Below are 21,285 nucleotides of genomic sequence, written 5' to 3' on the forward strand. Positions count from 1 at the left end.
GAGGGTGCCTCGGCAACTGTGACGGCACTCGTCGGCTTTTCACCCGGTCAGTTTTCTGCGGATTCATCGCATATGGCAGGCTGTGCCCTCGGACGAGTTATCTGACGGGAGCACGTGTGTCAACTAGCGCGCAGCTCGACGACAGCGTCACGGGGGACGCAGAGCTCATCGCTTCTGCGCGCACCGGTGACGCTGCGGCCGTCGGTGCGCTCTACGAACGGCACGCCGGAGCGGCATGGGTCGTCGCCCGTCAGTACACGAACTCGCAGGCCGACGCCGATGACGTCGTCGCTGACGCGTTCGCTGCCGTGTTCGGCGCACTACAGCGCGGCAAGGGCCCCGAGGTCGCGTTCCGCGCCTACCTGTTCACCGTCGTGCGGCGCACGGCAGCGGTCCAGCGGGACAAGAACCGGCGTGTCGAGCCGACCGACGACGTCGCGGTCCTCGAGCGCGGCACCGTCATGGCGCCCACCGCCGAGGACCCCGCCCTCGCAGGTTTCGAGCGTGGTGTCGTCGCGCGTGCGTTCCACTCGCTGCCTGAGCGCTGGCAGGCGGTCCTGTGGCACACCGAGGTCGAGAACCTGACCCCCGCAGAGATCGCGCCGATCCTCGGGCTCACCGCGAACGGCGTCGCCGCGCTCTCCTACCGCGCACGTGAGGGGCTCCGGCAGGCGTACCTCCAGGAGCACCTGCAGGACCCGCTCGACGAGGGCTGTCGTGCGGTCTCCGGCAAGCTCGGCTCCTACGTCCGGGGCGGTCTGGGCTCGCGGGAGACCGCGCAGGTCGAGGCTCACCTCCAGGACTGCGGCACGTGTCGCGGCCTCGTGCTCGAGCTCGGCGACGTCAACCACGGCATGCGTGCCGTCATCGCCCCGCTCGTGCTGGGCCTCGCCGGACTCGGAGCCCTCGGTGTCCTGCTCCCCGTGGGCGGTGGCCTCGCGGCCGGTGCCGCAGCGACCGGTGCGGGCGCCGGTGCGGCGGGCGGCGCGGCCGGTGGCGCGGCGAGCGGTGCGGCCAGCGGTGCAGGTGCAGGTGCAGCGGCCGCCGGCGGTACGGCGGCGGTCGGCGGTGCGGGCGCCGGTGCCGCGGCGGCGACGTCCGGTAGCGCGGCGGCGGGTGTCGGTGTCGGTGCGGGCGCGGCCACGGCGGGTGCGGTCGGTGGTGCGGCGGCCGCTGGAGGCGTCGCAGCATTCATCGCGACCATCCCGCTCGGCGCCGCGGCTGCGGTCGTCGGTGGCGTGGCGCTCGCGGCTGTCGCCACGGTAGGCATCGTGAGCCTTCTGTCGGGTCCCGGCGACGGTGGGGCCCCCGTGGCCGCGCCGACGACGTCCGAGTCGGCGTCGCCGTCCGCGTCGAGCGAACCCGAGCCGACGTCGCCTGGTGCTGCTCCTTCGGTGCAGCCGACCGACCTGCCGACCGTGTTCCCCGAGGACCAGCTGCCGCAGGACACGGCCGACGACTCGACGGCGCCGCTGACCACGGACGGCACCGCGAACGAGCCGACGACCGAGGAACCCCCAGTCGAGGAGCCCCCCGGCGAGGAGCCCACGGAAGAGCCCACGGAGGAGCCGACCACGCCCCCGGTGGCCCCGGCCGACGTCACCGTCGAGCTGCCTGACGGTGGACTCGCCCTCGAGGCAGGTCTGGCGGGCCAGGAGCTCGCGGTCGGCGTGCGCAACACCGGCGGCACCGCAGCCACGAACCTCGTCGCGCAGGTGACCCTCCCGGAGGGCGTCACGCTCGACGGCATCTCCGGGGCCGCGTTCGCCGGCCCCACCGGCCGGTTCGCGCCCGTGTCCGTGGGCGCGGGCTGGATCTGCACGGACGTCCCGACGGGCGCCCGGTGCACCCTCGAAACATTGCCGCCCATGACGACGTCGACGCTGACGCTCCGGGTCGCCGTCGACGAGTCCTACGACCGGTCCGACGGTGAGGTGGGGCTCGTCGTGAACGGTGCGGGCATCAGCTACACGGCCCCACCGATCAAGGTCAAGATCGCTGCGTCGCCGGCGAGGCTCGCGCTGCGTTCCCCGGTTCCCGCCTTGCAGCTCGTCAGTGGTCGCACGCGCAACCTCGCCCTGGACGTCGGCAACGTGGGTGGCAGCGCGCTGGCGCCCGGCACCGGATCGGCGACCATCGTCCTGCCGGCCGGCGTCACGGGCGCGCTCGCCCCGGGGTCGAGCCCGTGGTCCTGCACGTCCGCGGTCGGGGCTGTTCCGGAGGCCGCCGCGGTCGAGGACTCGACGCTGACCTGCCAGATCGACGCGCTCGCCGCTCGGACCGGGGCGCCGCTGACGCTCGCGCTCACCGCGGGCACCCCGGACGCGGTCACCACGCGCACCTTGTCGGTGCTCCTCGCCCCGGGTGGTCGGCAGGCGCCCTACCAGAGCATCGCGGCGTTCGAGCTCGTCCGGCCCGCCTCCCTCGACGTCGTCGGAGACCCGTCCGCGACCGTGGCGCTCGGCGGGAGCACGCTCGTCAAGCTCTCGGTGACGAACACCGGCGACCTGCCGTCGTCGGCCGTGAGCGTGAGCCTGACGGCACCGGAGGGCGTCCAGGTCACGGTCGACGACGACACGTGGGCCTGCGGGGTCGGCACGTGCACGGCCGGGTCGATCGCGCCGGGTGGCTCGCTCGCGCTACCGGTCACGCTGACGCCCCTGCCCGGCTTCGTCGGACCACTGGGCTCGCTGACGGTCTCGGCGGCTGCTGCCGACGCCGACTCCGGTCCCCCGCTCGGCGTCGCGATCACGTCGACCGCGCCCGTGCTGTCGCTGGCCGAGGGCGACCCGACCGTGCTGCTCTACAAGGGCGCCGGCACGGTGAGCTTCACCGTGTCGGTGGCAGAGGGCGTCGACGCCGACGCGGTCGTCGCGACGGTCAACCTGCCGCCCAACGTGCGGTTCGCTCCCGACGAGGGCGGCGTCCAGACCGGCGCCTGCGTGCCGTCCACCAAGCGCGTGGTCATCTGCAACTTCGGCACGATCGCGGCCGGCGCCGCCGTCCAGGGCCTCGTCAACGTGACGGTCACCGGGAGCGCCAAGGACGCCGTGCGCGTCGAGGCCGCCGCGACCGGGGCGGCCCGCGTGAGCTCGAGCAGCACGGTGACCACGTCGTCCGGCGGGCTGTCACCCCGCGTCCGGTTCGACGGCGGCTGGAACGTGACCGAGGTCGGCGCGCCGCTGCTGTCCTGCGACACGAAGCTCGCCGTGTGCACGAACGCGCTGAACAGCGGCACGGCCGACAACAACTCGCTCGAGATGATCCCGCTCGACGACGCCAAGCCCGTCCCGGGCAAGCGTGCGAAGGTCCCGGTGTCCTCCTCGACGGTCCTGTCCGTCCCCGCCGGGCGCGAGATCGCGTTCGCCGGCCTCTACTGGTCCGCCGTGGCCGGCGCCTACGACACGTGGAGCGGACCGCTGCACAAGGCCGAGCTGCGGGGTCCGTCGGGCACCTACGTCAGCGTCGTCGGCGAGACGCTCTCGCAGCCGACCGACAACTCCGGCCGTCAGTACTACCAGTCGTTCGCCGACGTCACGGAACAGGTCGCCGAGCTGGGCTCGGGTACGTGGTCGGTGGCCGACGTCGCCGTGAGCAACACCCGCAAGGACGCCGACAAGACGTACTACGCAGGTTGGTCGCTCGTCGTCGTCTACGCCGCGCCGGGCAGCGACGCGTCGGTCACGGTCTACGACGGTGGCTCATGGGTCGGCACGTCGTACGCGCCGACCCCGTTCGAGTTCGCCGCCGAGGCGGGCACGAACGCCCGGATCGGTGTCGTCGCCTGGGAGGGCGACCGCACGGGCACCGGCGACAGGCTGGTGCTCGGGGACACGTGCACCGTCCCCGCGCAGCAGCACGCCCTGACGCCGCAACGCTGGGGCGGCACCGGGTTCGTGGCGGGCGGCGCGAACACCAACGCGTTCGACTCGACGGCCACCGGATGGCGCGCTGCGAACTCGCTCGGCACGGACGCCAAGGGCTTCGCGCCGCAGACGCTCGCGTGCGACGTGAGCAGGCTGACCGCGAGCACGAGCGGCGACCAGTACCTGATCGGGGCGATCACGCTGCGCACGACCCCGCCGTCGATCGACGCCGCAGACCGCTAGCCCGCCGGTTCGAGCGTGGCCGTGATCGCGCTGTCGATCGCCAGGTCGCCGCTGACGAGCTCGAGCACCAGGCCCGCGGACCGCGGCTCGTGCAGCAGCGCGGCCAGCACCTGCGCGACGTCGGCACGCGAGATGCTTCCGTGCGGTACCCGGTCCTCGAGCTGCACCGTGCCCGTGGGTTGCTCGTCGGTCAGCCTGCCCGGACGCAGGATCGTCCAGTCCAGGTCCCGCGCGCGCAGGTCGAGCTCCGCGGACCGCTTGGCGACGAGGTAGGCGGCGAACACGTCCTCGGTCCCCATCGGTGGCGGTGCGCCGGCGCCGAGCGAGGAGATCAGGACGTACCGGCGCACGCCGGCCTGCTCGGCTCCGTCGGCGAGCAGGCCGGCAGCGGCCCGGTCGACCGTGTCCTTGCGCGCGATCCCGCTGCCCGGTCCGGCCCCGGCCGCGAACACGACCGCGTCCGCCCCGGAGATCGCCTCGGCGACGTCGCGCGCGTTCGAGCGCTCGAGGTCCAGGACCACCGCCTCCGCACCGTCCCCAAGCACGTCGTTCACGTGCCCGAGCTGGCGCACGAGCGCGAGCGGGACGTCGCCGCGGGCGGTCAGTGCGCGCGAGAGGTGTCGGGCGACCTGCCCGTGCCCGCCCGCGATCGCGATGCGCATATGACCCACGGTAAGCAACGTGTGGTGGACCGGCGACCGGAGGCGCTGCCGGGCTCGCACCCCCTGACCCGAGCCCGACAGCGCGTCTTCGGGCGGCGTCGTCAGCCGGCGTCCTGCGCGCGCGCGACGAGTCGCAGGTGCGTGAGCCGTTCGCCGAGGCGGTGGATGTCGTCGGAACCCGCCGGTGCCAAGGAGAGCGCCGCGTACGACTCGGCGCCGGGGATCAGCTCGAGGGCCATCTCCTGGAGCAGCTCGGCGGCCTCGGCGAGGTCGCCCGCACCGAGCTCCGTCTGGGCAGGCAGGCTCACGTAGAGCACGAGGCCCGCAGTCGGGGCGATGGTGCGAGGGGCCGATCGGGGTAGTGCCATGGGACGTCTCCGGTGCGCGGCGCCGCCCGGTCGGGGGCGCGATGGTCGTCGGTCGCTGAGGTGCTCAGGATCGATAACAGGCGCACGTGTGGGTCACGAGGCGTGACTCTGGCACGTTCCGGAGGGCACGACCAAGGGATTTCGCCCGCGTCTTACAGGGTGGCCACCGGCGGAAGCCCTCAGACGATGCCGTAGAGCCGGTCGCCCGCGTCGCCGAGCCCCGGGACGATGTACGCCTTCTCGTTCAGCCGCTCGTCGACCGCCGCGACGACGATCTTCACCTCGGCCCGGTCCCCGACGAACTGCTCGACGACCGCGAGGCCCTCGGGCGCCGCGAGCAGGCACACCGCGGTCACGTCCCGCGCGCCGCGCTGCAGCAGGTAGTCGATCGCCGCGACGAGCGTGCCGCCGGTGGCCAGCATCGGGTCGAGCAGGAAGCACTGGCGACCCGACAGGTCGTCGGGCAGGCGGTTCGCGTACGTGATCGCCTCGAGCGTCTCCTCGTCGCGCTGCATGCCGAGGAAGCCGACCTCCGCGGTGGGCAGCACGCGGGTCATGCCGTCGAGCATGCCGAGCCCGGCGCGCAGGATCGGCACGACGATCGGACGGGGGTCGGCGAGCTTGGTGCCGGTCGTCGGGGCGACGGGCGTGACGATCTCGACGGCCTCTGTGCGCACGTCACGCGTGGCCTCGTAGGCCAGGAGCGTCACCAGCTCGTCGACGAGGAGCCGGAACGTGGGCGACGGTGTACGGATGTCGCGCAGGACGGTGAGCTTGTGGGCGACCAGCGGGTGGTCGGCGACGTGCAGGCGCATGGCCACAACCTACTGGGAGGATGTGCGCCATGACATCGCCGCGCGCCGCCGACGAGCGCTCGATGGGCCTGGCGATCGACGAGGCGAGGCTCGCGCTGCTCACCGCCGACGTCCCGGTCGGCGCCGTGGTGCTCGGGCCGGACGGTGCGGTGGTGGGCCGGGGCCACAACACGCGTGAGGCGTCCGCCGACCCGACGGGTCACGCCGAGGTCCACGCCCTGCGGGAGGCCGCGGCGACCCTGCACCGGTGGAGGCTGGACGACTGCACCCTCGTCGTGACCCTGGAGCCCTGCCTGATGTGCGCGGGCGCGACCGTGCTGGCCCGCGTGCCGCGGCTGGTCCTGGGTGCGTGGGACCCGAAGGCCGGGGCGTGCGGATCGCAGTGGGACGTGGTGCGCGACCGACGTCTGAACCATCGGGTCGAGGTGGTCGGGGGCGTGCGTGCAGACGAGTGCTCGGCCCTGCTGACAGCCTTCTTCGAGGCGCATCGGTCCTAGCATCGGGTGGTGCAGAGAATCGCGGTGCGGCGACGGGTGACACGGATCGTCGTGGACAGCGCCGGCGACGGCGACACGCGTGGCACCGAGGACCTGCTGGCCGCCGAGGAGCCGCTGGAGATCCGCGTCGCAGGGCGTCCGCTCGCCGTCACGATGCGCACCCCGGGCCACGACGTCGAGCTTGCCGCCGGGTTCCTGGTCTCCGAGGGCGTGGTGTCCTCGGCCGACGACTTCGCGGCCGCGCGCTACTGCGCGGGCACCACCGACGAGGGTGTCAACACGTACAACGTCCTCGACGTCACGCTGGGCCGTGGGGTTCCCGCACCCGACCCGAGCCTCGCGCGCAGCTTCACGACGACCTCGTCGTGCGGGCTGTGCGGCAAGGCGAGCATCGACGCCGTGCGCACCCACTCGCACTGGACGGTCGCCGACGACGAGCTCGTCGTGCCCGCCGACCTGCTGGCGACGCTCCCGGACCGGTTGCGCGAGCACCAGGAGGTGTTCGACAAGACCGGCGGTCTGCACGCCGCCGGGCTGTTCGACGGTGCGACGGGCGAGCTGCTCGTGCTGCGCGAGGACGTCGGCCGGCACAACGCGGTCGACAAGGTGGTCGGCTGGGCGCTGACGCAGGGTCTGCTGCCGCTGCGCGGCACGGTGCTCATGGTCTCCGGCCGGTCGTCGTTCGAGCTCACGCAGAAGGCGCTCATGGCGGGCATCCCGTTCCTCGCGTCGGTGTCCGCGCCGTCCTCGCTCGCCGCCGATCTCGCTCAGGAGGCCGGGATCACGCTCGTCGGGTTCCTGCGCGGGTCGTCGATGGTCGTCTACACGCGGCCCGAGCGCGTGCTGGTCAAGGTCTCGGTCTAGTGGCGCGCAAGCCGCCGGTCGACGACCCGTCGTACGACCACCTGAGCGTCGAGCCCCCGCAGGCGTGGGCCGTCGGGCTCCCCTCGGTCGTCAGCTCGGTGCGGTACGCGCTCGACGAGCTCGGGCCGGCGCGGTCGCTGAGCCTGCTCTCGAAGGTCAACCAGCGCGAGGGCTTCGACTGCATGAGCTGCGCGTGGCCCGACCCGGAGCACCGCAAGCTGGCGGAGTTCTGCGAGAACGGGTCGCGCGCCGTGAGCTGGGAGGCCACCGCACTGACCGTCCCGACGAGCTTCTGGGCGGAGCACTCCGTCACCGACCTGCAGGCCCGGTCGGAGTACTGGCTCGGTTCGCAGGGCCGGCTCGTCGAACCGGTCCACAAGCCCGCCGGCAGCGACCACTACGTGCCCATCAGCTGGGATGCTGCTTTCCGGCTCGTCGCCGAGAAGCTCCACGGGCTCGACTCCCCGAACCAGGCCGCGTTCTACACGAGCGGGCGCACGGCCAACGAGACGGCGTTCGTCTACCAGCTGTTCGTCCGGGCCTTCGGCACCAACAACCTGCCCGACTGCTCGAACCTGTGCCACGAGTCGACGGGCACCGCGATGATCGAGACGCTCGGCATCGGAAAGTCGACCATCGCGTACGACGACTTCGAGAAGTCCGACCTCATCATCGTCATGGGTCAGAACCCGGGCACGAACCATCCCCGGATGCTCACCGCCCTCGAGGACGCCAAACGGGCTGGGGCGTCGATCGTGTCCGTGAACCCGCTGCCAGAAGCGGGCCTGCGACGGTTCAAGAACCCCAAGACCGTGCGCGGCATCGTCGGCCGCGGCACGGACATGGCCGACCAGTTCCTGCAGATCCGCAGCGGTGGTGACATGGCGCTGCTGCAGCTCCTGTCGAAGCGCGTCCTCGAGGCCGAGGACCGGGCTCCGGGGACCGTTGTGGACCACGCGTTCCTGACGGAGCACACGCTGGGTCTGGCCGCCTTCCGCGAGCACCTCGCGGATCTGGACCTCGACGAGGTGCTCGCCGCGACCGGTCTGACGCTCGCCGAGATGGACGAGCTCGCCGACCGCTACCTCGCCGCAGACCGCGTGATCATCACGTGGGCGATGGGGCTGACGCAGCACCGCAAGGGCGTCGACACGATCAAGGAGATCGTCAACCTCCTGCTGCTGCGGGGGAACATCGGCAAGCCGGGCGCGGGTGCCTCGCCGATCCGCGGGCACAGCAACGTGCAGGGCGACCGGACGATGGGCATCTGGGAGAAGGCCCCCGACTGGTTCCTGGACTCGCTGCGCGAGGAGTTCTCGTTCGAGCCGCCGCGGGCCCACGGGCTCGACTCCGTGCAGTCCATCGAGGCGATGCGACGCGGCGAGATCACGGTGTGGTTCGCGCTCGGGGGGAACCTCGTCGCCGCGATCTCCGACACCGCCGCGGCCGAGGCGGCGATGCGCGGGACCGAGCTCACCGTGCAGGTCTCCACCAAGCTGAACCGTTCGCACGCCGTGACGGGCGCCGAGGCGCTCATCCTGCCGACGCTCGGCCGCACGGACGTCGACCTGCAGGCGACGGGACCGCAGTTCGTGTCCGTCGAGGACACGGTCTGTGCCGTGCACGCGTCGCACGGCGCGCTCACGCCCGTCTCGGACCAGCTGCTCTCGGAGGTCTCGATCGTCACGCGCCTGGCCCGGGCCGTGCTCGGCGACGACGGCCCGATCGACTGGGCGGCGTTCGAGCGTTCGTACGACACGATCCGGTCCTCGATCTCCCGCGTCGTGCCGGGCTTCGAGGACTTCAACGAGCGCATCCGGCGACGCGGCGGCTTCGTCCTGGCCAACGGTCCGCGCGACTCCCGAACGTTCCCGACCGCCACGGGCAAGGCGATGATCACGGTCAACGAGCTCGTCCCGGTGGACTGCCCGCCCGGCCGGCTGATCCTGCAGACCATGCGCTCGCACGATCAGTTCAACACCACGATGTACAGCCTGAACGACCGCTACCGGGGCATCCGCGGCGGCCGCGACGTCATCTTCGTGAACCCGTCCGACCTGCTCGACCTGGGCATCGCCGACGGTGCCCGGGTGGACGTGCACAGCGAGTGGCCCGGTGAACCGGACCGGGTCCTGCGGCACCAGCGCGTCGTCGCCTACCCGACGTCCCGCGGCTGTGCGGCGGCCTACTTCCCCGAGGCGAACGTGCTGGTCCCGCTGGCCAGCACCGCACTCGGCAGCAACACGCCCGTGTCCAAGGCGATCATCGTGCGGCTGGTGTCGGAAGGGTCTCCGACAGGTCCGTGAGCGTCTCGGACGTCCCCGCGTCCAACGTCACGGCCGCGTACTTGTCGCCCCTGGTCGCGCCACGGTTGACGACGACGATCGGCTTGCCGGTCTGGGCCGCGTGCCGCACGAACCGCAGCCCCGACTGCACGGTGAGCGACGACCCCGCGACCAGCAGGGCGTCGCCGTCATCGACCATCGCGTACGCGCGATCCACCCGCTCACGCGGCACGTTCTCGCCGAAGTAGACGATGTCCGGCTTGAGCATGCCGCCGCAGCGCGAGCAGTCCGCGATGCGGAAGTGGCTCGTCTGCTCGATGACGGCGTCGGCGTCGGGCGCGATCTCGATGTCCGCGACGGCGTCGACGAACCCGGGGTTCAGCAGGTCCAGCCGTTCCGCGAGCTCCGACCGCGGGATCACCGTGCCGCACGAGAGGCAGCGGACCCGGTCGTACCGTCCGTGCAGGTCGATGACGTGCGTGCTGCCCGCCGCCTCGTGCAGCAGGTCCACGTTCTGCGTGATCAGCCCGCTCACGACCCCACGGTGCTCCATCGCCGCGAGGGCCCTGTGACCCGCGTTCGGGATCGTCCGGTGCACGTGCCGCCAGCCGACGTGGTTGCGGGCCCAGTAGTGGCGTCGGAACCCCTCGTCGCCCGTGAACTGCTGGAACGTCATCGGGGTGCGCTGCGGTGAGTCGGGCCCGCGGTAGTCGGGGATCCCCGAGTCCGTCGACACGCCCGCGCCCGTCAGGACCGCCAGCCGGTGCCCGGCCAGGAGGGAGACGACGTCGGCCAGCGAGCCGGCGGTCAACGGTGTCACGCTCATCCGCTCACGGTACGTCTCGGACCGCGGCGACGTCCGATTCGGAGGGATGGCCCTCGACCGGGTACCGTTCTCCCCGAGGTAGCGTGTCCGAGCGGCCTAAGGAGCACGCCTCGAAAGCGTGTGTGGGTGAAAGTCCACCGTGGGTTCAAATCCCACCGCTACCGCCAAGAGGGTCTTGACGAAGCTCGAGCCCTTTGTAGTGACGAACCCCTTGTCGGGGCGCCCAAGGGCGTCTCGACAAGGGGTTCGCGCTTTCTGGGTCGCCGAGCCAGCGGGTGAACTCTCGGCCGCCAGGCGCTCCCGATCGTGCCGAGGACCCTGACGAACCACGACAACGCGGACCCGGCTCGGGCGGGACATGACGTGGGTCACGCGGGAGGCGTCGGCCCGACGGCGGCAAGGCACCAGAATTGTGTGTCCGACCCGCCCATAGCCTCAGGAGCCCTCGTGCGCCGCGCACTCACCGTCGCCCTCGCGACTGCTCTCACCCTCGCTCCGGTCGCGGTCACCGCGACCCCTGCCGCCGCGGCGACGCGGAGCTGCACCGCGTCGATGTCGGTCACGGCACCGGCCCAGTACACGACGACCACCGTGCGCGTCTCGGGCGTCGGTGGCTCCGCCAAGGTGACCACCGCCGCGTACTACAGGACGACGACGAACCGGAAGCAGACGACGGCGTCCACCGCGGGCAAGGCCTCTGTGCCGTACTACATCGCCTCTGCGACCAAGGGCTACAAGGTCGTCGTGAACGTGTACGCGACGAAGGGCTCGACCAGCTGGAAGTGCAGCACCTCGTTCACGCCTCGCTGAGCGACGCCATGCCCGCGCGGTGCGCCGCGCCGAGCCTCTGGCTGGTCAGCCGTATCGCTTGACCAGCGCGTCGCCGATCGCCGCCAGGTGGTCTCGCACACCCGGAGGGCCGGTCACCTCGAGCCAATCGACCAGCCCGGCCAGCTCGCCGGCGAGCACGTGCTCGTCGTCGCCGCCGCGGATCACGACCTCGATCCGGCCGTCGGTCGTCGAACCGCCCACCTCGAGCCGACCCCCGAAGGCCATCCGGAGCACGCTGATCCCTTGGGGCACGCACACCGCCTGGATCTCGAGGGGCGTGCGCAAGCGGGCGACCTCGTCGGCGATCTCGCGCCAGCTCTCGGCAAGGTCGAAGTCCTCGGGCCGGTGCACGGGATCGTCGGTCGGGTCGACGGACGACACGCGATCGATCCGGAAGGTCCGCCGGCCGGCGTCGGTGTGGGAGACGAGGTACCAGGACGGACCCTTGGCGACGATGCCCAGCGGGTGGACGGTCCTCTCGGTCTCGACGCCTGCGCGGTCCACGTAGCCGAGCCGCACCTGGACGCCGCGGATCACCGCGTCCTGGAGGTCGTCGAGGAAGCGGGGCGGTCGGTGCTCGACCCGATCCGCCGCCCCCCATCGCCGCGGGTCCGTGACCAACGACGACGCTGCTGCCTCGGCCTGCACCCGGAAGGGCTCCGGCAGGGCACGGACGAGCTTGCGCAGTGCCGCCTTCACGGCCGGCGTCGCAGCGGAGGCGGGGCCGGCAACCAGGAAGAGGGCACGGGCCTCGCTCGCGGTCAGACCGGACAGGTCGGTGCGGGCGCCGCCCACGAGGCGCCAGCCGCCGCCTCGACCCTGCAGGGAGTACACGGGCACTCCGGCCATGGCCAGCGCGTCGAGGTCGCGGCGGGCGGTGCGCTCGGAGACCTCCAGCTCTCGGGCGACCTCTGTCGCTGTCACCTGCTCGCGCTGCTGCAGGAAGAGGAGGGTGGCCATCAGCCGGTCAGCTCGCACCCCGACAAACTCCCACAGATAACCGGTCAGGAGGTGACCGGTTTCGGTCCGCACGATGGCGACATGACCTCAACCACGAGTCCCACGACCCACGACCGCATCGACCCTCGCCCTGTCGACTTCCCCGAGCCCACCCTTGTCTCGGTCAACGGGGTGGAGCTCGAGGTGTTCGAAGCGGGCCGAGAGAACGCAGGGCGACCCATCGTGCTCTGCCACGGCTGGCCAGAGCACGCCTACTCCTGGCGCCATCAGGTGCCGGCCCTGGTCGCAGCGGGCTACCACGTCATCGTTCCCAACCAGCGGGGCTACGGGAACTCGTCTCGTCCGGCCGAGGTGACCGCCTACGACATCGCCTGTCTGTCGGGTGACCTGGTCGCACTTCTCGATCACTACGGCTACGACGGCGCCACCTTCGTCGGTCACGACTGGGGTGCCTTCGTCGTGTGGGGACTGACCCTTCTGCACCCGGACCGGGTCAACAAGGTGATCGCCCTGAGCCTGCCCTACCAGGAGCGCGGAGAGACGCCCTGGATCGAGCTCATGGAGGCCGTGCTCGGCGGTGACTTCTACTTCGTCCACTTCAATCGACAGCCAGGCGTCGCCGACGCCGTGCTCGAGGCGAACACCTTCCAGTTCCTCCGCAACCTGTACCGCACGAACGAGCCGCCGCTCGCAGAGCCTCAGCCAGGTATGGCGCTCATGAATCTCGCGAGGGCTGAGACCCCGCTCGGCGAGCCTCTGATGAGCAACGACGAGCTGGCGGTCTTCGTCGCCGCCTTCGAGACATCAGGCTTCACGGGCAGCATCAACTGGTACAGGAACCTGGATCGCAACTGGCGCTTGCTGGCGGATGTGAACCCCACCATCCAGCAGCCGGCGCTCATGATCTATGGCGATCGGGATGCGGTCCTGAGGTCGGAAAGACTGCCTGAGTTCGTGCCGAACGTGGACGTCGTCTCTCTGGACTGCGGTCATTGGATCCAGCAAGAACTGCCGGACGAGACGAACCAAGCGATTCTCACGTGGCTGGACGGGCGGGATGCCACCTAGGACCTCGTCCAGCAGCCGGGAGCGGGCGGCTGCCGAACGGGCTGCCGAACGGGCCGACGAAAGGGCACGGATCAGCGCCCGTGTGGCCACCCGTACCGCCCGGACAGGTCACGGCCGGGCGTATCAGGCTGGAGCCATCAGCGCTCCATGCTGATGGCGCCGTGTTCTGTGCGCGTGCGCCCGTGACGGGAGGTGTGCGCTGTGGACACGACGAACGAACCCGACGGCGGTGCCGAACGGCAACCCGATGACACGTCGAGGCCCGCGTCCGCACCGACGCCCGGACCCGCATCGACCGGAGCCCAGCCGAGCAGCCTCGACGACTGGTCCACGCCGACGACGCCGCAGCCGGTCGTCCCGTCGTCGGGGCTCGGGGCCGGTGAGTGGCAGGGCGGTGCGGGTGCGTCGGGGACGGGATGGTCGGGCTCCGCCGGAGACGGACACGCGCCGGACCCCTCGCGTCGGCCCCTGCTCATCGGGATCGCGGCGGGCGTCGGCGGGGCCGTCGTCCTCGGGGCGCTGCTGTTCGCGCTGTGGCCCGACGGCGGAACCGACTCCGACACGGGGGCACCGCCCGCTGCGACGAGCGCACCGTCAGACAGCCCGTCGCCGGCCGAGACGGCGGCCGCGCCGACGGTGAGCGTCGTGGACCGCAGCGTGCCCGCCACGCAGGTGTGGACGCCGATGGGGGTCGAGTGCGCGAACGGTGACGTGCTGCGCATCGCGATGAGCGGGTCCGCGTCGCACGACCAGACCGACAGCGGGACGGTCGGGCCGACGGGTCTGCTCGACCCGGCGTTCCACCAGTTCAACGTCGAGGGCTTCCCTGACGCCAACACGATGACGGTGATCGGCAGCCTCGACGAGAAACCGGACACGTTCTTCGTCGTCGGAGAGTCGGCGACCTTCGTCTGCCCGCGTGACGGCGAGCTGTACCTCGGAGTCAACGACGCCGGCGTGGAGAACAACAGCGGCGCTTTCGAGGCGACGATCACCCTCACGACGCAGGGCTGACGAACGCACCTGCGGGCGCGGTCCCCGGGCACGAGCAGCTCGACGCCTGATCAGCGCGTCGTGGCTCCCGGGGCGACGGCGAAGGCCGGGCGGGTGCACTCGAGCTGCAGCAGAAGTCCGGCCCACGGGCCGGCGAGGACATCGACCGGTCCGCGCCCCCATTCATCCGGGCGTAGCTGCGTGGCGAGGTCGTGCGCGACCTGCTGACCGGCGGGGGTACAGCCGGCGACCGCGCGGTGTGCCCGGGCGACCGTGCTCCGCGGGTCCGGGGCAGGCGGGAGCGCGTGGCCGCAGCGGGCGGCCCAGACCTGCGCGAGGTCGTAGGCCTCGGCGTCGCCGGTCAGGGTGGCGACCCGGTCGAGGAACCACGCGACATGGGAGGCGCGAGCGTCGTCGGCCGTGGCCCAGACGGGTCCGGGGACGTCCAGCGACGCGACGACGGGGCCGAGGTCGACCAGGGCCGTCGCCGGTGGTGCGGCGGCGTGGGCGAACGCGTCCCGGAAGGTCCGCAGCGAGCGGTAGCGGCGCGCAGGGTCGCGCGAGAGCGCTCGGCGCAGGACGCGTTCCAGCGCCGGGGAGGGTGTCGCGCCGACGGCGAGGAACGAGCGGGGGCGGTCCTCGACGATGCGGCGCAGTGCCTCGTCCCGCTCGCACGCGAGGTCGAACGGCGCGCTGCCGGTCATCAGACGGAACGCGATCGCCGCGACGGCGTACTGCTCGGCTCGGCCGTCCAGCGGGGGCATGTCCGTCCCGGCTCGCAGCGCCTCCGCCGCCTGCGGGTCGAGGTACTCGCCGCCACCTGGACGGGGCGGTGGTGCGGTCGCCGTGCCGGCCAGCCCGAAGTCGACGAGCCTCGCGCGGCAGTCCGAGCCCACCAGGACGTTCCCGGGGTGGACGTCGCCGTGCAGGACGCCGCTGTCGTGCAGCTCCACATAGGCGTCGAGCACGGCCTGCGTTGTCCGTCGTCGCTGGTCGTCGTCGACGCCCAGGGTCACCAGGTCGGCGGGGTCGCCGTCGACCTCGTCGAGGACGATCGTCCCGCCCGTCGTCGTCGGCTCGTGCCAGACGATCCGGGGTGCGACGTGCCCGTCCAAGCGGTCGAGCGCGGCGAGCTCGCGCGCGACGAGGCCAGGACCGTGGACGTCGTCGTCGACGACCTTGACGACGACCCGGGACCCGTCCGCCAGCACGCCGCGCCAGATCTCGCTGTCGCGCAGCACGCGGATCCGCGCGGTCAGGGTCGCCGGACCGACGCGCTCGCCGAGGTGGTGCCGCTCCTGGAGCGGCCCGGCCGGCGCGGTGCCGTCGGCCACGAGGATGTCGCTGCGGGTCAGCGCGACGAGCACCCCGAACGCGTCGTCGAGCGTGGTCATCGGGTCGGTGCCGCGTTCGGCGCAGTAGGCGAGGACGGCCTGGACGAGCGACGCGGGCTCCCGGAAGCGCTCGAGCAGCGCCATCGTGTCGATCGACAGGAGCTGGGGCGGGACGCGGCTGCCGCGCCGGGCGACGAGCACCTCGTCGTCGTCGACCATCGGGACGACCTCGACGTCGGGGTGCAGCACGTACAGGGCGTCGGCGGCGCTCATGCGGGGACCCGCGTCTCGGGGTACCAGCCGCGGACGTCGTAGGTGGACGCGAGCTGGTCGAGCGCGGCGTCGGCGACCTCGACCGGAGCTGCGTCGGCGCCCACCGCGGCGTACTGCTCGTGGAGTGCGGCGGCAACGGTCTGGCACAGCACCGCGCGCCAGCTCTGCCGTCCGTGGTCGCGCCCGCGGGAGACGATCCCCGTCGTCCCGACCTGGCCCGTGAACAGCACGCCTTGCGCGGTCAGCCCGTCGAGTGCGCTCGCGAGGCGGGAGGCGACGTCGTCGGCGCGTCGAGCCGACGGGAGGTACAGGACGATCTTGTCCGCGCGGTGCAGGCCGGCGGCATCGGCGCCCACCTTCCACGACGGCACGTCGAGCTCGGAAGCGGTGGCGAAGACCACCGCCAGCGCGTCGGGGAGGCAGGGGACGGCCGGGCTCACGTAGACCTTGTGCACCAGCGTCGACGCGTCGACGCCAGGTGCCGTCCAGGCGTTCCAGTGCTCGGTGCGGGAGTGCCCGTAGCCGGCGAGGTCGGGGTGGGCGCGCTCGGCGCGGTCGACCAGGAAGCGCGGCCAGCGCGGGTCGTGGTGCGGGTCGACCGCGGTGCCCCCGGACCGGTAGAGGATCGCGGTGAGCTCCTGGGGCCCGGTCCACCGGGCGCACGCCGCCGCCCGGACGACCGCGGTTCGGGTCATCCGGGCGAGGCGCCCGCCAGGTGTGTGCACCGAGGTCAGCCCTTGAGGACGGAGCCCGCGTAGCTGAGCTCCTCCGCGGTCGGCTGCATCTGGTCGATCTGCTGCTCGACGGCCTTGAGCGTCACGGCGAGGGTCTCTCGCACGGTCTGCAGGTCGGCCTCCTCCAGGTGACCGATCGGGGTCACGATCGGGGTGATGGAGGTAGGGATCGTGTACAGCGTCGTGTCGTCGGCGGGCAGGAAGACGCCACCGCCACCGCCACGCGGCCGGAGCTCACCGAGCTGCGGCGACAGTGCGGCGATCTTGATGATCGGCGACGTCTCCGGGATCGTCGGCGGGTTGGTGAGCGGGTCGTGCCACACGAACTTCGGCACCCGCTGCACGTACAGGTCCTTGATGTAGAAACCCATGACTTACCCCCATCGGTCGGGCCCGCGCCGGTCGGCGTCGGGCGCTGCGACCCGGGCGGGTCGCTCGCAGAAGAGGAGCGCTCGTCGCCGGACCAGATACCGGGTGGCCTCACGGCACGAGCACGACGACCCCTCGCAGCCCGCCGGCGGCGACCGCGTCGTACGCGTCGGCGGCCTTCTCCAGCGGGTAGGTGTCGGCGACGCGTGGCGTGAGGACGCCCTCGGCGGCCAGGGCCGCGACCTGGGAGAGGCCCGCGGAGTCGCTCACCACGTGCACCGTCGAGACGCGGATGCCCCGCTCGGGGGCGGGCGTCGACGGCTCGGTGACGGCGACGAGCACCCCACCGTCGCGGACGGCGTCGAGGGCTGCCGAGCCGAGGGCCGCGTTGTCGAGGGCGCCGTCGGCGGCGAGCGTCGTGAGGTCGGTGCCGCGCAGGACGAGACGGGCACCGGTGCGCTCGACGAACGCGCGGTCCTCCTCGCGTGCGATCGCCAGCACCGAGAGCCCGCGGTGCCGGGCGAGCTCCACCGCGAAGCCGCCGAGACCACCGGCCGCGCCCGTGACCACGAGCGTCGAGCCCGAGGGCAGGTCGAGCAGGTCGAGGGCCTGGGCGACGGTGAGCGCGTTGAGCGCCAGCGTCGACGCCTCGACCGCGCCGAGAGACGCCGGGCGCTCGCCGACCGACGCCCGGGGGAGCACGACGGACGAGGCCTGGGCGCCGACGAGGGTGTCGAACCAGTCGGACAGGGCGAGCACGGGGGCGCCGGGGGCGAGGTCGGTCACCTCGGGGCCGACGGCGTCGACGGTTCCGGCCAGCCCCCAGCCGAGCACGTACCGGGCGGCCGGCGGAACCGGGAAGTATCCGCGGACGGTCGCGACGTCGGCAGGGTGCACCGGGGCTGCCTCGACGCGGACCCGGACCTCGCCGCGGCCGGGTTCGGCGACGGGCTGGTCGACGATCTCGACGGTGGCGGTGGGTCCGGGTGTGGTGACGGTGACGGCGCTCATGGCGTCCTCCTGACGGTCGCTGATCTGGTCGCCGTCATCCTCAGCGCAATAGTATGGTTTGGGAAGTAGGCACCTTCTGGTGCCTATGGGGTTCGACCAGTTCCTCTGGAGGCTGCCGTGCTCGAGACCATGCCGCCGTTGCCCAGCTCCGGGTACGACGCGTTCGACGCCGACTGTCCGACGCGCGAGCTCCTCGACGAGCTCTCCGACAAGTGGGTCAGCCTCGTGCTCGTCGCGCTCGTGAACGGGCCGCAGCGGCACTCGGAGCTGCGTCGCCGGCTCAACGGCGTCAGCCAGAAGATGCTCACGCAGACGCTGCGCTCGATGGAGCGCGACGGCGTCGTCACCCGCACCGTCACCGCGTCGGTGCCCGTGCGCGTCGACTACGAGCTGACCGAGCTGGGCGTCTCCCTGACGTCCGTCGTGCACGCGGTGAAGCTCTGGGCCGAGGCCAACATGGACTCGGTCGCGCGTGCCCGCGAGGCCTACGACCTGCGCGTCTGATCGCGCCCTCGCCCGCCACCGCGGCCAGTACCCTTCGTCCAGACGCCGCGCAGGTCAGCCGGCGTCCGTCGCGTCGCGTTGCGCAGGAGGTTCGATGCCCGGCCCGTCGCAACGGTCCCGCACCGCGGTGCGCGAGCTCGTGCGCGTCTGGTCGTCCGCCGAACAGGCACCACGTCTGCGCCGCCCGACGGACATCCTGCTGCTCGCCGTCTCGCTCCTGACCCTGGGACTGCTCGCCCTGGCCGCGCCGGGACCGTCGGGTGCCGACGACGCGATGGACACCCTTCTCGCGTGGCTCGAGCCGGTGTTCGGCTGGCTCTGGAACATCGCCTACGCCCTCCTCGCGCTGTGGGCACTCGTGCTGGTCCTGCTCCCCGCCGTGAGCCGAGGACGGCGCCGGCTGCTCGTCGACCAAGCGGTCGCGGCCGCGCTCGCGTTCGGCGCGGCGATGGGCGTGGGGGCGCTGGCCGGCACGGATCCCTCCGACACGGTCGCGGCCCTGATCGCGTCCGGACCGCCGGCCATCTACGTCGCGACCCGCGTCGCGGTGCTCACGGCGATCGTCGTCGTGGCCTCACCGCACCTGGCGCGGCCGTGGCGGTACGCGAACCGCCTGGTCATCGCCCTGGGTGCCGTCGCCGCGATCGGGGTGGGCACGACCAACGTCCTCGGGGCTGCGGCCGCCGTCGCCGTCGGGATCGCAGCGGCCGCCATCACGCACCTGATCCTCGGGTCTCCCCAGGGGCGCCTGACCGACGCCCAGGTGCAGGTCGCGCTCGCGGATCTCGGGGTGCCGGTGGACGACGTGCGCTCGACCCCGCACATCGCTCCCACCGGAACCATGCTTCTCGCACGCACCGACGACGGCACGAACCTGCGCGTCCGCGTCTACGGGCGCGACGCGTGGGACAGCCAGGTCGTCGGGTCGCTGTGGACCGCCCTGACCCGGCGCGGTGAGCGGGCGCACGTGGGCAGCAGTCGCAGGTCGCGCGTCGAGCACGAGGCCCTGATGACCCTCCTGGCCGCGCAGGCGCAGGTGCCGACGCTCGACATCGTCGCGGTCGGGATGGCCGTCCAGGGAGACGCCCTCCTGGTCACCAGCAGCCCCGCGACCACGCTGGCGGAGCTCGAGCCCGACGGCCTGGACGACGGCCTGCTCGCGGAGATGTGGCGCGCGGTGGTCACGCTGAACGGCGCGGGCATCAGCCACGGTCAGATCGACGGTGCCCGGGTCGTCGTCCGCCCCGACGGCGCCGTGGCCCTGGCCGACTTCGACGCGGCGGCGTCGGCCTCCGACGACGGTGACCTGCGCACCGACCGGGCTCGGCTGCTCGTCGCGACGGCCCTGGTCGTCGGACCGGACCGGGCTGTCGCCGCGGCGCTGGACGCGCTCGGCGCCGGTGGCCTGGCAGACGTGCTGCCGTACCTGCAGCCCGCCGCGCTCGGGCACGGGACACGAGCGGACGTCCGGGCGCGGAGCTGGACCATCGACGAGCTGCGGGCGGGCGCCATCGCGGCCGCTGGGGTCGACGAACCACCGCTGGAACGTCTGCGACGCGTGACGCCGGCGTCGGTCGGGAAGCTCCTGCTCGTCGGGCTCCTGGTGTACTTCGTCGTCTCGCTGCTCGTCGGCATCGATGTCGCCAGCGTCGCCGAAGCGCTGGGCTCGGCGAGCTGGGCCTGGGTCGTCGCCGCGCTGCTGCTCTGTCCGCTCATCCCGGCCTCGACGGCCGGCGCGACGCTGGGCGCCTCGCTCGCACGTCTGCGGTACTTCCCGGTCCTCATGCTGCAGTACGCGATCCAGTTCATCTCGCTGGTCATCCCCGCGACCGCAGCCCGGCTCGCGCTCGAGGTCCGCTTCTTCCAGAAGTTCGGCATCCCCGCCGCCACAGCCCTCTCGTTCGGGCTCATCGACAGCGTCAGCGGGTTCGTCGTGGAGGTCGGCCTGATCCTGGTCGTCCTGGTCAGCGGGCTGCCCGGCTTCAGCGAGAGTGTCCTGACGGGGTCGAGCGGCTCGGATGACGGGTCGACGAGCCCGTCCCTGCTCGCGGCACTGATCGCGCTGGTCGTGATCGGCGTCGTCGTCACCCTCGTCGTCCCGCAGCTGCGCCACCGGGTCACGGCGATCGTCCCGCGGATCCGGGCGTCGCTCGCGGGCCAGGTCCACGCGGCGCAGTCCTCGCTCGGCGTCCTTCGCAGGCCCGGCAAGGTCGCGGCGATGCTCGGCGGGAACCTCGGCGCCCAGCTCCTCCAGGCCGCGGTCCTGGGCCTGTGCCTGCACGCGTTCGGGGAGAGCGCGCACTTCTCCCAGCTGATCCTCATCAACACGGCCGTGTCGCTGTTCTCCGGCCTCATGCCCATCCCGGGCGGCGTGGGAGTCTCCGAGGCGGCACTCACGCTCTGCCTGCAGGCGATCGGCGTCCCCAGTGCGATCGCGATCTCCACGGCCATCACGTTCCGGCTCGTGACGTTCTACCTGCCCCCGATCTGGGGTGCCGCGGCGATGCGGTGGCTGCGTCGTCACGAGTACGTGTAGGCGACCTGCTGACCAACACCGCGTGACCAGGGCCGATGTCCGATCTCACGATGTGGCCAGCCATTTGACGTGCCGGAATCATGCCGCCTAAATTCCTACCAACAAGGTCAAGATTTCCAGCGCGAAGCTCCGGCTAGCTGGATGGCAACCCTCCGCGTGGCGGGGTGCCCCGGATGAGGACCTGGTCGTGGAGGGCGTCGAGCCCCCGCACGGCAACAACGCGAGCCCCGGCCCCGCCGGGACGAG

The 21,285-nt window shown here is 72.3% G+C and carries 18 protein-coding genes, 1 tRNA gene and 1 riboswitch; of the genes, 10 read left to right on the forward strand and 9 right to left on the reverse strand.

From position 1 onward, the window contains the following. Positions 1-116: 116 nt before the first annotated feature. Entirely contained in the window at positions 117-4,109 is a 3,993-nt protein-coding gene (locus tag AC1DPN_RS00920) for a sigma-70 family RNA polymerase sigma factor (protein WP_477082849.1), read from the forward strand. On the opposite strand, the gene AC1DPN_RS00925 is transcribed toward AC1DPN_RS00920, so the two are convergent. The 3 genes from AC1DPN_RS00925 to upp form a co-directional block, all read right to left on the reverse strand. Next, complete coding sequence (locus tag AC1DPN_RS00925) at positions 4,106-4,771, reverse strand: SDR family oxidoreductase (RefSeq protein WP_477082850.1); 666 nt, start codon at positions 4,769-4,771, stop codon at positions 4,106-4,108. The two genes, AC1DPN_RS00920 and AC1DPN_RS00925, sit on opposite strands and share 4 nt — an antisense overlap. A gap of 101 nt (positions 4,772-4,872) precedes the next feature. Continuing rightward, the gene (locus tag AC1DPN_RS00930) at positions 4,873-5,139 is read right to left on the reverse strand and encodes a hypothetical protein (protein WP_477082851.1); all 267 of its coding nucleotides are present in this window, start codon (positions 5,137-5,139) and stop codon (positions 4,873-4,875) included. A 179-nt stretch (positions 5,140-5,318) separates the two neighbouring features. After that, positions 5,319-5,954 carry a uracil phosphoribosyltransferase gene (gene upp, locus AC1DPN_RS00935; RefSeq protein ID WP_477082852.1) on the reverse strand — a complete coding sequence of 212 codons (636 nt, stop codon included), beginning with the start codon at positions 5,952-5,954 and terminating at the stop codon, positions 5,319-5,321. Positions 5,955-5,983: 29 nt separating this feature from the next. Here upp and AC1DPN_RS00940 point away from each other — a divergent pair, with 29 nt between their 5' ends. Genes AC1DPN_RS00940 through AC1DPN_RS00950 form a run of 3 tightly spaced genes read left to right on the forward strand, consistent with a single transcriptional unit; the run spans position 5,984 to position 9,621 of the window. Beyond that, positions 5,984-6,451, forward strand: a complete 468-nt coding sequence (locus tag AC1DPN_RS00940) for a nucleoside deaminase (RefSeq protein ID WP_477082853.1) — start codon at positions 5,984-5,986, stop codon at positions 6,449-6,451. A 9-nt stretch (positions 6,452-6,460) separates the two neighbouring features. Next, complete coding sequence (gene fdhD, locus AC1DPN_RS00945; RefSeq protein WP_477082854.1) at positions 6,461-7,315, forward strand: formate dehydrogenase accessory sulfurtransferase FdhD; 855 nt, start codon at positions 6,461-6,463, stop codon at positions 7,313-7,315. Further along, a complete protein-coding gene (locus AC1DPN_RS00950) occupies positions 7,315-9,621 on the forward strand; it encodes an FdhF/YdeP family oxidoreductase (protein ID WP_477082855.1) in 2,307 nt (768 codons plus the stop codon). The genes fdhD and AC1DPN_RS00950 overlap by 1 nt, the downstream gene beginning before the upstream one ends. On the opposite strand, the gene AC1DPN_RS00955 is transcribed toward AC1DPN_RS00950, so the two are convergent. Beyond that, complete coding sequence (locus tag AC1DPN_RS00955) at positions 9,578-10,426, reverse strand: NAD-dependent protein deacetylase (RefSeq protein WP_477082856.1); 849 nt, start codon at positions 10,424-10,426, stop codon at positions 9,578-9,580. The two genes, AC1DPN_RS00950 and AC1DPN_RS00955, sit on opposite strands and share 44 nt — an antisense overlap. Before the next feature lie 77 nt (positions 10,427-10,503). Between AC1DPN_RS00955 and AC1DPN_RS00960 the strand changes: the two genes are divergently transcribed. Both AC1DPN_RS00960 and AC1DPN_RS00965 read left to right on the forward strand, forming a co-directional pair. Beyond that, a tRNA-Ser gene (locus AC1DPN_RS00960) sits at positions 10,504-10,593 on the forward strand. Between the two features lie 280 nt (positions 10,594-10,873). Beyond that, positions 10,874-11,236, forward strand: coding sequence for a hypothetical protein (locus AC1DPN_RS00965; protein WP_477082857.1), 363 nt, complete (start codon positions 10,874-10,876; stop codon positions 11,234-11,236). 45 nt (positions 11,237-11,281) lie between these two features. Here AC1DPN_RS00965 and AC1DPN_RS00970 read toward each other — a convergent pair whose 3' ends face one another. Beyond that, a complete protein-coding gene (locus tag AC1DPN_RS00970) occupies positions 11,282-12,217 on the reverse strand; it encodes a helix-turn-helix transcriptional regulator (protein WP_477082858.1) in 936 nt (311 codons plus the stop codon). A gap of 81 nt (positions 12,218-12,298) precedes the next feature. On the opposite strand from AC1DPN_RS00970, the gene AC1DPN_RS00975 reads away from it, so the two are divergent. Together AC1DPN_RS00975 and AC1DPN_RS00980 are read left to right on the forward strand one after the other, a co-directional pair. Beyond that, positions 12,299-13,285 carry an alpha/beta fold hydrolase gene (locus AC1DPN_RS00975; RefSeq protein ID WP_477082859.1) on the forward strand — a complete coding sequence of 329 codons (987 nt, stop codon included), beginning with the start codon at positions 12,299-12,301 and terminating at the stop codon, positions 13,283-13,285. Between the two features lie 201 nt (positions 13,286-13,486). Continuing rightward, the gene (locus tag AC1DPN_RS00980; protein ID WP_477082860.1) at positions 13,487-14,299 is read left to right on the forward strand and encodes a hypothetical protein; all 813 of its coding nucleotides are present in this window, start codon (positions 13,487-13,489) and stop codon (positions 14,297-14,299) included. A gap of 50 nt (positions 14,300-14,349) precedes the next feature. On the opposite strand, the gene AC1DPN_RS00985 is transcribed toward AC1DPN_RS00980, so the two are convergent. From AC1DPN_RS00985 to AC1DPN_RS01000, 4 genes are all read right to left on the reverse strand, one after another. Then, a complete protein-coding gene (locus AC1DPN_RS00985) occupies positions 14,350-15,885 on the reverse strand; it encodes a protein kinase domain-containing protein (RefSeq protein WP_477082861.1) in 1,536 nt (511 codons plus the stop codon). After that, a complete protein-coding gene (locus tag AC1DPN_RS00990; protein ID WP_477082862.1) occupies positions 15,882-16,580 on the reverse strand; it encodes a hypothetical protein in 699 nt (232 codons plus the stop codon). Before AC1DPN_RS00990 ends, AC1DPN_RS00985 begins: the two co-directional genes overlap by 4 nt. Positions 16,581-16,615: 35 nt before the next feature. Continuing rightward, positions 16,616-16,990, reverse strand: a complete 375-nt coding sequence (locus AC1DPN_RS00995) for a hypothetical protein (RefSeq protein ID WP_477082863.1) — start codon at positions 16,988-16,990, stop codon at positions 16,616-16,618. A gap of 109 nt (positions 16,991-17,099) precedes the next feature. Further along, positions 17,100-17,999: a zinc-binding dehydrogenase gene (locus tag AC1DPN_RS01000; RefSeq protein ID WP_477082864.1), complete on the reverse strand. Its 900-nt coding sequence runs from the start codon at positions 17,997-17,999 to the stop codon at positions 17,100-17,102. A 117-nt stretch (positions 18,000-18,116) separates the two neighbouring features. Between AC1DPN_RS01000 and AC1DPN_RS01005 the strand changes: the two genes are divergently transcribed. Beyond that, the gene (locus AC1DPN_RS01005; protein ID WP_477082865.1) at positions 18,117-18,503 is read left to right on the forward strand and encodes a winged helix-turn-helix transcriptional regulator; all 387 of its coding nucleotides are present in this window, start codon (positions 18,117-18,119) and stop codon (positions 18,501-18,503) included. A 94-nt stretch (positions 18,504-18,597) separates the two neighbouring features. Next, a complete protein-coding gene (locus AC1DPN_RS01010) occupies positions 18,598-21,039 on the forward strand; it encodes a lysylphosphatidylglycerol synthase domain-containing protein (protein WP_477082866.1) in 2,442 nt (813 codons plus the stop codon). Positions 21,040-21,144: 105 nt separating this feature from the next. Continuing rightward, positions 21,145-21,264: riboswitch (SAM riboswitch) on the forward strand. Positions 21,265-21,285 lie beyond the last annotated feature (21 nt).

It is taken from the genome of Cellulomonas sp. P4_H4, from assembly GCF_056400865.1.